10 protein-coding genes are annotated in these 10,529 nt (G+C 57.5%); all 10 read left to right on the forward strand.

What is annotated here, in order from left to right:
• Positions 1 to 11 precede the first annotated feature (11 nt).
• The 10 genes from NFR87_RS06015 (at position 12) to NFR87_RS06060 (ending at position 10,519) form a co-directional block, all read left to right on the forward strand.
• A complete protein-coding gene (locus tag NFR87_RS06015) occupies positions 12 to 1,181 on the forward strand; it encodes a phosphoglycerate dehydrogenase (protein ID WP_251447752.1) in 1,170 nt (389 codons plus the stop codon).
• Between the two features lie 39 nt (positions 1,182 to 1,220).
• Positions 1,221 to 3,134 carry a WG repeat-containing protein gene (locus NFR87_RS06020; protein WP_251447755.1) on the forward strand — a complete coding sequence of 638 codons (1,914 nt, stop codon included), beginning with the start codon at positions 1,221 to 1,223 and terminating at the stop codon, positions 3,132 to 3,134.
• A 155-nt stretch (positions 3,135 to 3,289) separates the two neighbouring features.
• Complete coding sequence (locus NFR87_RS06025; protein WP_251447757.1) at positions 3,290 to 3,664, forward strand: GntR family transcriptional regulator; 375 nt, start codon at positions 3,290 to 3,292, stop codon at positions 3,662 to 3,664.
• A 7-nt stretch (positions 3,665 to 3,671) separates the two neighbouring features.
• Positions 3,672 to 4,511 (forward strand): ABC transporter ATP-binding protein, encoded by an 840-nt coding sequence (locus NFR87_RS06030; protein WP_251447759.1) that lies wholly within the window; start codon positions 3,672 to 3,674, stop codon positions 4,509 to 4,511.
• Complete coding sequence (locus NFR87_RS06035) at positions 4,508 to 5,119, forward strand: ABC-2 transporter permease (protein ID WP_251447761.1); 612 nt, start codon at positions 4,508 to 4,510, stop codon at positions 5,117 to 5,119. Before NFR87_RS06030 ends, NFR87_RS06035 begins: the two co-directional genes overlap by 4 nt.
• Positions 5,120 to 5,280: 161 nt before the next feature.
• Positions 5,281 to 5,649, forward strand: coding sequence for a TnpV protein (locus NFR87_RS06040; protein WP_160642593.1), 369 nt, complete (start codon positions 5,281 to 5,283; stop codon positions 5,647 to 5,649).
• 612 nt (positions 5,650 to 6,261) lie between these two features.
• On the forward strand, positions 6,262 to 6,936 hold the full coding sequence (locus tag NFR87_RS06045) for a response regulator transcription factor (protein WP_251447764.1): 675 nt from the start codon (positions 6,262 to 6,264) through the stop codon (positions 6,934 to 6,936).
• Positions 6,924 to 8,204, forward strand: a complete 1,281-nt coding sequence (locus NFR87_RS06050; protein ID WP_251447767.1) for a sensor histidine kinase — start codon at positions 6,924 to 6,926, stop codon at positions 8,202 to 8,204. The genes NFR87_RS06045 and NFR87_RS06050 overlap by 13 nt, the downstream gene beginning before the upstream one ends.
• Positions 8,205 to 8,315: 111 nt before the next feature.
• Entirely contained in the window at positions 8,316 to 9,350 is a 1,035-nt protein-coding gene (locus NFR87_RS06055; RefSeq protein ID WP_251447770.1) for a hypothetical protein, read from the forward strand.
• 2 nt (positions 9,351 to 9,352) lie between these two features.
• Positions 9,353 to 10,519 (forward strand): WD40 repeat domain-containing protein, encoded by a 1,167-nt coding sequence (locus NFR87_RS06060; protein ID WP_251447773.1) that lies wholly within the window; start codon positions 9,353 to 9,355, stop codon positions 10,517 to 10,519.
• Positions 10,520 to 10,529 lie beyond the last annotated feature (10 nt).

Raw genomic sequence — 10,529 nt, forward strand, 5'->3', positions numbered from 1 at the left:
GAGGGGCCGCCATGTTTCGCATTAAAACCTTGAATAAGATCTCCCCCGCCGGGCTCAGCCAGTTGGACAAAGCACGCTATGCCGTCTCTGACAGCGAGGAGAACGAGGATGGCGTTCTTGTCCGTTCGGCGGACATGCAGGACTACGTCTTCCCGGAAACCCTTCGGGCCATTGCCCGGGCCGGCGCGGGCACCAACAACATCCCCGTGGACCGCTGCTCCCAGGCGGGCATCGTGGTCTTCAACACCCCCGGGGCCAACGCCAACGCCGTCAAGGAGCTGGCGGTGTGCGCCCTGCTGCTGGCCTCCCGCCGGGTGGTGGACGGCTCCCGCTGGATCCACGACCAAGTCCTCTCCGGCGTGAATGTGGAGGATGTGGTGGAGAAGGGGAAGAGCCAGTTCACAGGCCCCGAGCTGCAGGGCAAGACCCTGGGCGTCATGGGCCTGGGGGCCATCGGCGTCCAGGTGGCCAACATCGCCACCAAGCTGGGTATGACGGTCTATGGCTACGACCCCTACCTGTCCGTGAACGCCGCTCTCAACCTGTCCCGGATGGTTCACGTCACGGCTGAGACGGAGACCATCTATAAAAACTGCGACTATATCACCATCCACGTCCCCCAGAACAAGGAGACCCGCGGGATGATCAACGAGGACGCCATCCACATGATGAAGGGCGGCGTGCGCATCGTTAACCTGGCCCGGGGCGGCCTGGTCAACGAGGACGATCTCATTGAGGCGCTGGGCTCCGGCAAGGTGGCCGCCTATGTCACCGACTTCCCCACCAATAAGCTGGCGGGGGCACGGAACGTGACCCTCATCCCCCACCTGGGAGCCTCCACCCCGGAGAGTGAGGAGAACTGCGCGGTCATGGCCGCCCAGGAGCTGCGGGATTACCTGGAAAACGGCGACATCCGCAACAGCGTCAATCTGCCCACTCTGGTGCAGCCCTGGTCGGGCATCGCCCGGCTGTGCGTCATCCACGCCAACAGCCCCGGTATGCTGGCCAGGATCACCGCCGTCCTCTCCGCTGAGGGGGTCAACGTGGAGAACCTGACCAACAAGTCCAAGGGGGAGTACGCCTACACCGTGGTGGATATCGGCAGCCGCATTGGGGAGAAAGAGGTGGAGGGCATCCGCGCCATCGACGGCGTTCTCCGGGTGCGGTACCTGACCCACTGAGATAAGCGGGCCAGCAATCTGAGGAAAGAGGAGAAAGATATGAAAAGACGCTTTTTGCCGATGCTGCTGTCTATAGCGACGGCCCTGTCCCTGCTCCCGGCTCCGGCCCTTGGGGCGGAGCTGGAGATCACCTGGCTGGCGGAGGACGCCTTCGAGCATTCCGGAGACTTTCATGGGGGCCTGGCCGTTGTGTTTGACGGCTGGTGGAACGACCCGGAGGGAACCCGCTATGGCGTGGTGGACGCCTCCGGCAAGCTGGTGGTGACGCCTTCGGGCGCCTACCAGCTGATCGAGGACTTCCACGATGGCCGCGCCATTGTGAGTACCGATAAGGGGATGGACGGGATAGCCCGGATCGGTGAAAAGTACGGTGTGATCGACGCCAACGGCAAGCTGTTGGTTCCTATGAGCTATGATAAGATCGAAGACTACGCCGAGGGGATGGCCGTGGTGAAAAAGGCCCTGTCCGGAAAGAGCCCGGCGGGCCTTACCAACGAGTGGGAGATGGGCTATCTCGACCTGGACGGCGAATTGGCCGTCCCGATGAAATACGGCGACGCCGGTGATTTTTCCGAGGGGCTGGCTCTGGTCGCCGATAAGGATTGGAACCGGGGCTTTATCGACAAAACCGGCAAAGAGGTGATCCCCCTGGGAGAATTTGACGATCTCTGGGACTTCCGGGAGGGCCTGGCCTATGCGAAAAAGGGCGAAAAGGCGGGCTATATCAACACGGACGGAGAGGTGGTCATCCCCCTGGAATACGATCAGGCGGCCCTGGAATTTTCTGATGGGATGGCCATCGTGGGCATGGGCGAGCTGCAGGAGCGGAAATTTGGCGCCATTGACAAAACGGGAACCGTGATTGTTCCCTTGGAATATGAGGCAATGCAGGATTTTCATGAGGGCATGGCCATGTTCTGGGAGAACGGCAAGGTGGGGTTTGTGAATAAGAACGGCCAGGTGGCGATCCCTGCCGTGTATGACGACGCCGAACTCTTTGACGGCGGTCTGTGCGTGGTGACAAAGGACGGTCAACGGGGCGTGGCGGATCGCTCAGGCCGTCTGGTGGTTCCCCTGGGCGCCTATGAATATGTCAAGCTGGCGCAGGGCATGGTCATAGCCTCCGATATAGAGACGATGAAGGGCGAGGAGCACTACGGAATGTATATCTCCCATGTGTCCCTGCTGGACGCCGACGGCCAGGTGGTGATCCCCGCCGACCGGTACGACGCCATTTACTCCGTGGGAGAGGGCCTGTTCCAGGTGGAGGCCGGGAACATCGGCACGCCGGAGTACCAGACCGGCCTCATCGACAGGGCGGGGAATGTGGTGATCCCGCTGGGCGAGCTTGAAGGGATCTCCGGCTTTTCCGAGGGCCTCGCCTGGGTCGTGGGGGATGGCAAATATGGGATCCTGAAAAATCCCCTGCCGCCGGAGGAGCGTCAGGCCCCCGATTTGGGAGAGCTTCCGGCGCCCTATGTGGAACCGGCCCAGCCGGATCCCGCAGAGACCATCCCGGCGGCGGGCCTGGCCTACGCCTCCACCCAGTTCGTGCTGGTGGATGGCCAGAACGTGGAGTTCCAGTGCTACGCCCTGAAGGACGCGAGCGGCAATGACACCAACTACATCAAGCTCCGGGATGTGGCTTCTGTGCTCAACGGCACCGGCGTTCAGTTTGACGTGGGCTGGAATGGCGCGGTGAACATCGAGACCGGCAAGGCATACGCCCCCAACGGCTCCGAGATGTCCACCCCCTTCAGCGGCGACCGGGCCTACGAGGCTGCGTCCGCCCCCACCAACATCGACGGGCAGCGGGCCGCGCTGGGCGCCATCGTTTTGAAGGACGACCAGGGCGGGGCCTTCACCTATTACAAGCTCCGCGACCTGGGGACGGCCCTGGGCTTCGCCGTGGACTGGTCGGCGGAAAAGGGCATCTTCATCGAGACAAAATAAGTCCGTCGGAGCTCCGGCGGACAAAAAGCCCCCGGCGGGAAAATTTCCCGCCGGGGGCTTTTTTGCCGTTTCCTATTGACAAGGGGGAACAATGCGATTATACTGTATATGTTCGATAGATACAGTATCTACAAAAAGCAGATGGGAGTGACCACATGGATATCATCATCCGAAATACGGGGGAGACCCCCATCTACGACCAGATCACCCGGCAGGTCAAGACGTTGATCCTCACCGGGGTCCTGGGGGAGGGGGAGGCGTTGCCCTCCATGCGGGCTCTGGCCCGGGATCTGCGGATCAGCGTGATCACCACCAAGCGGGCCTATGAGGAGCTGGAGCGGGAGGGTTTCATCACCACCGTCCCGGGCAAGGGCTGCTTCGTGGCCCCCCGGAACCTGGAGCTGGTCCGGGAGAACGCCCTGCGTCAGGTGGAGGAGCATCTGCAAAGGGCGGTGGACGCCGCCAAAATGGGCGGGATCGCCCGGGATGAGGTGCGCCAGACCCTGGACATCCTATACGAGGAGGAATAAACAGACGATGAAATACGCCGTTGAAATCAAAAATCTCACCAAAACTCTGGGCACCTTTCGCTTGGATGACGTATCCCTCGCCATCCCCGGCGGCACCATTCTGGGGCTCATCGGGGAGAACGGGGCGGGCAAGTCCACCCTCATCAAGTGCCTGCTGGGCATCCTCACGCCGGACAGCGGCAGCGTGGAGCTGCTGGAGGGGGCGGGCCTGGCGGGGGTGGGCTACGTCCCCGACGAGTGCCCCTTCTCCGACCAGCTCAAGCTCTGCCAGGTGGCCGACTTCTGCGCCGGGCTCTTCCCCGGCTGGGACGGCGGGCTCATGTCCCACTACATGGAAAAGTTCCAGCTTCCCTGGGACAAGAAGGTGAAGGAGCTGTCCCGGGGCATGAAGATGAAGCTGTCCATCGCCGCCGCCCTCAGCCACCGGCCGAACCTCCTGGTGCTGGACGAGGCCACCTCCGGCCTTGACCCGGTGGTGCGGGACGAGATCCTGGACGAGTTCCTGGCCTTTATCCAGGACGAGGAGCACGCCATCCTCATCTCCAGCCATATCACCAGCGACCTGGAGAAGATCTGCGACTATGTGACCTATCTCCACAAGGGCCGGGTCACCATCGCCGGGGCCAAGGACGAGCTGCTTGCCACCTATGGCAAGCTCTCCTGCTCCAGGGCGGAGCTGGCCGGGATCGACTCCATCCTTCTGGTGGGCAAGCGGGAGGGGGAGTTCGGCTGCCAGGCTCTCATCAACGACCGCCGGGCCTTCCAGGCGGTGTGGCCCCAGCTGCCCCTGGAGGCGCCCACACTGGAGGACCTGATGATCTTTACCACAAGGGGGGACAGGACATGACCGGCTTTTTGAAGCGGGACTTTTATCTCATCAGCAATAACATCCGTTTTTACATTCTCATTATCGCGGCCTTTGCCGCCCTGTCGGTCTTTACCGATTTCAATTCTGGTTTTTATGTCTTCTATATACTCATTTTTGGCATGTCCAGCATCCTGGGCCTGTTCAGCTACGACGATTTCAACCACTGGACGGCCTACGCCGCCGCCGTGGAGAAGGGCCGCCGGGACATGGTGAACGCCCGGTACCTCCTCACTGTCCTGGTGGCGGCGGGGATGACGGCGCTGCAGCTCCTCCTGAGCCTGCTGGGAAGGGAGGAGAACAGCCTGCCCGTGGCGGCGGTCTACGGCGGGGTGTTCCTCCTCTACGCCGCCATTGCCCTGCCCGTCAGCTACCGCTTCGGCGGCACCAAAAGCCGGACGGTGATGGTGGTCATCATCGCCCTTTTGGCCGGCGGCGTCGGCGTGGGGAGCTCGATCCTGACTATCTCCGGCACCCTGGGCCGGCTGCGCCTGCCGCCGGTGACCCTGCTGCTGCCGCTGCTGGGACTGGCCGCCCTGGCCGTCTCCTACCAGATCTCCTGCCGCATCATGGCGAAAAAGGAGCTTTGAGCCTGGGAGCTCTCCGGCGGGATATGGCCCTTCTGCGTCAACAAAAAACCGGGTCTGCCCCTTGGGAGGAACTTCGTAAAGAAGTTCCTCCCAAAACTTTTGTCAAGCCAGCCGGATGTGATTGAATTGCGAGGAATTTCTACATATTGGAGGACTATATCATGGAAAAGTCACTATTTGAGCGCATGGGTGGAACCTATCATCAAGAGGGCGATTACTTTCTCCCCGACCTGTCTGTACCCGAACTTCCCGCCATCGGTATATGGGGACAACGGAGGAGGCGGTATCTGAAAGAACACCGTCAGGCTCTTTATACGGCTTTGCTACTATCTGGCAAATTGAACGACCACCTGTCCGAAGTTGACGAACAAGCAGAAGCTATGTTTTCTCAGCTTGTAAAACAGATGGCGGCACAGGACAGTATCACCGAGCAGTTTAAAGCGGATAATCAAATGGAATGGGTCAGGCAAATGAACAGCGCCCGAAACCGGGCGGAGGAAGTTATCTATAATAAGTTGATTTACGCCTGAAATTAAGAAACCTGTAGAGAACATTTAGCAGACTGCCCTATATTCAAAGATACGGGGCAGTCTGTTACTGTCCGGCCCGATATTTTTCTATTACCGCCTTTATTTTCTCCCTGGCCCGAATGACTGAGTGCATGATTGATTGCGGTCTGCAACGCTCCATCTGTCGAAATTTTATATAGAACGTTTCCGATATTTCCAAATCACAAAATTCCCCCTGCCCGTCTGTAAAAGCTGATAAAATACGACGTTTTTTCCATCGCTCCACACTTCCGTCCGAAGTGTATAGACCTTATCCATGAACGTCATTTGCCTGCCCTCCTACAAAAAAGCTGGGTGAAAGGGCTTAACCTCTCACCCAGCAGCCCGTGAGGATGTGCAATTTGGGAGCTACCCTTGAAATTTCTCCAATTTTTTCAGCCAGTTTCCAACGCTGCCTTTAGCAATTTGCCTGTACAAGAGTGCCGGTATCGCCACGGTCAGGAGGATGAGCCTCATTTGCACAATTGATACTTACCGCTCCACAGTGTATAATTTATAATATTCCATCGAGTTTCGATCTTGACGGAATTTTGACTTTCTCCCTATATGATGAAAAAGGCTGGAGGTGTTCACATGGCATACAGAATTTTGATCGTGGATGATGAGCCGATCCTGACCGAACTGCTTTCCACCCATTTGCAGGATCACGGATATGCAGTTTCCGTAGCCAACAGTAGCGATGAAGCCCTGGCAAAGCTGAATACAAAGCCAAATCTCATTCTGCTGGACATCAATATGCCGGGGATGGATGGACTGGAGCTGTGCAAGGTCATTCGGAATCATATCGTCTGCCCTATCCTGTTCCTGACGGCGCGGATCACAGAGCAGGATAAGGTCAACGGCCTGCGGGCCGGAGGGGACGACTATATCACCAAGCCGTTCGGCTTGCAGGAATTGCTTGCCCGCATTGAGGCCCATCTGCGCCGGGATGAGCGGAATAACCGCCCGCCGGAGGTCGTGACCTCTCAGGGGCTGATTATCAATCTCTCTGACAGAAAAGTGTTTTGGAATGAGCAGGAGCTTTCTTTTTCAAAGAGGGAATTTGACATCATCGAATTTCTGTCCTCTAACCCCAATCAGGTCTTTGACAAGGAACGCATCTATGAGGCGGTATGGGGCTATGACGCAGAGGGCGACAGCAACGTGATTAAAGAGCATATCCGCAAGATCCGCGCAAAGCTCATGCAGGCCAGCGGGAGTGAGTACATCGAAACAGTTTGGGGGATGGGCTACCGATGGAAAAAATAAAAAGGCAATCACTGAAACGCTCTTTTATGGCGGCTGTGGCGATTACTATGTTGATCGTGTTCCTATGCAGCGGTCTTGCAATTTTCGGCTGTTACCTTCTACAAAAGCATATTCTCCCCGATTCCAACGAGGTTTGGCTGACGCAGCAGACAACCGCCCCGGATGGTACGGTCACAGAGGCAAAGATGAGGTATGTCCTTGATGACTCGCCAGAGCCATTCGGCCAACTGATAGCGGACGGTCAGGAACGCAACGAGAGTCAGGGACAGACGAGCTACATGATAGAGCGTATCGAATCCAGCTACTCCATGCTTTCCCCGAAAACGAGAACGGCCTACCGCGTTTCGCAGATTTGTATGATGTTGCTGCCCTTCCTGTTTGCTGTAATTGGAATTACTCTGTGCGCGTGGTGGTTTTATCACAAGATACTGGAGCCGCCGATCACTGTCTTGATGGATGCCACCGTACACATCCAAGACCGGGATTTGAACTTCCAGATCAATTTTAGCGGGCGGGATGAGTTGGGCCAGCTCTGTACCGCGTTTGAAAAAATGCGGCAGACCCTATATGAGAATAACCGTCAGCTCTGGAGTATGCTGGAGGAACGCCGCGCATTGCAGGCATCCGTGGCCCACGATCTGCGTAATCCCATCGCCATTATGACAGGCTATGTGGAATATTTGCAGGAGAACCGCCAGGGCGGAACCTTGACGGACGAAAAATTAGAAAAGGCGCTCGCCAATCTCGGCATTACTGCGGAGCGTATGGGCCACTACACAGATACCATGCGCGACCTGGGCGCGATTGAAGAAACAGAAGTCCACCGCAGAGAAGTGGAACTTCCTGAGTTTTTACAGCACATGGCGGACTCATTATCCATTCTGTTTCAGAACACCGAAGTACGCTTTGCTTGTAATTTCCATGTGCCAGCGGGCAGGGCCATCCTTGACGGGGAGCTGTTATACCGCGTTCTGGAAAACCTGATTTCCAATGCCCTGCGTTTTGCGGAACATCAAATTAAGCTTGCCTTTTATCTGGAACACGGAACGCTGTCGGCCACCGTGACAGACGATGGGCCGGGTTTTTCGGAAAAGCTGCTGCAAAAGAAAACCGCCCTGTTCTACTCCGAAGATACCTCCGGCAAGCACCTGGGCCTGGGGCTTGCGGTGAGCCGGGTGCTGTGCCAAAAGCATGGGGGAACCATAGAGCTGTCAAACAGATTGCCGCATGGAGCCTGCGTGAAAGCCACCATCACCATCAAGCAATAAATCGTCCCTCCAAAATGCTGCCCCAAAAACCTGGGCGGCATTTTTCATTTCTTGACCGAATCTTGACCTTTGCCCATTATGCTTAGTCCATCAAAGCAAAGGAGGCCATGTATGCGAAAACGATTGATTGCCGTTCTCTTGATATGCGGCGCACTTTTATCCCTCGCCGCCTGTGGGAACTATGCCATTCCAGACAGTACACCCCCGCCGTCACAGGCTGTTGCCGCAAACCCGTTTGAGGCAGCGGAGGAGGACGCCGGATTTCTGGCAATGCTCACCCACGAAGCTGCTTCGGCTGATTTCTCCGAGAGTGGGGAGCGCCTGCCCTTCCCCTATGACGGCGGCGAGTTTCGGCTGGACTACCGATTCTCCCTCACCGGCAAGATGGATACCGTTGGATTTCTCCTGTTCCTGGACGGCCAGCCCCAGCCCTACAAGGTGAACGATACCACTGCGGAGTATGAGTATTGCCATAGCTTTCCCGCAAAGGAGGATCACAGCTTTTCCTTCCTCTTTGAGCCTGTAACCGGCAGCACCGGCGATACGCTGGCCCTGACTGTGGTGAGCATCACCAACCCGGACTTCCAGCCGGATATGGAATCCACCTCCAGCTTTGGCTGGTATCATAAGACGCTGGATTCCTATGTTGAATTGAAGTTCAACATGGACGCACCCGCCGCCCATTCAGACCTTCCGCCCGTCCGGGAAATCTTTTCACAAAGCGAAGCGCGGGAGGAAAAGGCCACAGCGCAGTATGTGGAAAACGAGCTTCCCAAATACGGCTGGGGAGATGTGAGCATGGACACGCTGGACAGCGGAATCTATTACACCTTCTCCTGCGATGGCGGCATCACCTATGACAACCTGCTTGTCTCCGCTCCCGTTCTCCTGCGGTTTACCATGTGCGGCACAGCCGGAACAAGTTACAGCATCGCCTTCTTCTTGGACCATCAGCCGGTGAAACTTGGCGAAAGCACCTGCTGCTCTGTTGCCTTGAGCAAGGGCGGCGTCATGGAGCTGGAGGCTGTAATCGACCCGGACAAGCTGGGGCAGTTTCACACCTTCTACTGTGTGGCCGTCCCCCAGGACGGAGCTTCCGGCCCGCTCATTAAGACCAATTCTATTTTATTGTATAAGGAGAGCTGAACATGAAAAAGAAATTCTGCATGACATTGGTGCTGATTTTTACCCTGGCGTTGTCCGCCTGCGGTAAGACGGACGCCCCGGCTCCTGCGGTTTCGGGAGACACCCCCTCCGACACTCCTGTGGTTTCTGTTCCGACCCCTGACGGACAGACGGGACTGTCCTCTTCTTCCTGCACCTTCGACCCCGCCCTGTTTGGCGGCAAGCTCCAGAGCTGCGCCTATGCCGGGAACGGAACGCTTTTTGTGCTGGCAGACAAGCTGTACCTCTACGACACTGGGACTTCCTCGGTGCTGGCCACCGCAGAAGCGCCCCTGCGCGACTTTGAAGCCCAGGCCATTGACGGGGGCTACGTCCTGTCCGGTATGGGCGACAGCGGCATGATGGCGTACATCTATGACAGCTCCCTCTCTTTGAACAAGGAGATCGCGGTGGATGAGCTTTTACAGGGGGATCTTGTTGTCAGCGAAACCGGGGGCGTAGCGGCCTCCACAGACGGGAAAAAGCTGGCCTTCGCCGCCTTGGGTGGGCTGTATCTGTATGACCTGGAAAGCGGGAGCCTGACTACCCTCCTGGACATGGCCCAAGACGCCGGAACAGCCAGCATCCGTATTTCCATGCTGAACGGCGCTGCCTTTGCCCAGGATAACAGCCAGATCGTGTTCTTTGGCAGCGGCAGCTCGATTCCCGCGGCAGACGGCGAGGAAGGCTTTTCCATCTACGGGAGCATCGCCGTGGATGGCAGCGGTCTGATGCTCACAAAACCGTCCGACTATGAAATGGAAGAAATGCAGAGCAGCGTCAGCCGGTTGTTTTTCCCGCAGACCTTTACCCAGGCCAACGGCACACTGCTTTGGATCGACCGGGCAACAGGCAGCGCCAATACGCTCTCCTTCTCCACCAGCGGTGAGGGCAAAGACGGCGTGTACGGCTCGGAGCAGGGGAACTATGTGGCAACCGCCGTTTTGGACGGCAGTCTGACCGTTCGCGTCTATGACGTGGTCTCCGGCGCATTGGTTGCCACCGAAGTGATCGAGAACTCTGACCCCACATATTTCAACCGTATCCCCAGGATTTACCTTTTGGACGGGGCCAAAACCGCCGTAGTCGTTCTCGGAGGCAGTATCAGCGAAGTTGATACGCTGGTATCCACATTTGAGTTTGGAGCGTAACATGGAGATA

The sequence above is a fragment of the Vermiculatibacterium agrestimuris genome, assembly GCF_943193085.1.
Taxonomy (GTDB): domain Bacteria; phylum Bacillota; class Clostridia; order Oscillospirales; family Oscillospiraceae; genus Vermiculatibacterium; species Vermiculatibacterium agrestimuris.

Coding starts and splice junctions, on each gene's coding strand:
- NFR87_RS06015 (WP_251447752.1), top strand. CDS start 12: ATGTTTCGCATTAAAACCTTGAATAAGATCTCCCCCGCCGGGCTCAGC.
- NFR87_RS06020 (WP_251447755.1), top strand. CDS start 1,221: ATGAAAAGACGCTTTTTGCCGATGCTGCTGTCTATAGCGACGGCCCTG.
- NFR87_RS06025 (WP_251447757.1), top strand. CDS start 3,290: ATGGATATCATCATCCGAAATACGGGGGAGACCCCCATCTACGACCAG.
- NFR87_RS06030 (WP_251447759.1), top strand. CDS start 3,672: ATGAAATACGCCGTTGAAATCAAAAATCTCACCAAAACTCTGGGCACC.
- NFR87_RS06035 (WP_251447761.1), top strand. CDS start 4,508: ATGACCGGCTTTTTGAAGCGGGACTTTTATCTCATCAGCAATAACATC.
- NFR87_RS06040 (WP_160642593.1), top strand. CDS start 5,281: ATGGAAAAGTCACTATTTGAGCGCATGGGTGGAACCTATCATCAAGAG.
- NFR87_RS06045 (WP_251447764.1), top strand. CDS start 6,262: ATGGCATACAGAATTTTGATCGTGGATGATGAGCCGATCCTGACCGAA.
- NFR87_RS06050 (WP_251447767.1), top strand. CDS start 6,924: ATGGAAAAAATAAAAAGGCAATCACTGAAACGCTCTTTTATGGCGGCT.
- NFR87_RS06055 (WP_251447770.1), top strand. CDS start 8,316: ATGCGAAAACGATTGATTGCCGTTCTCTTGATATGCGGCGCACTTTTA.
- NFR87_RS06060 (WP_251447773.1), top strand. CDS start 9,353: ATGAAAAAGAAATTCTGCATGACATTGGTGCTGATTTTTACCCTGGCG.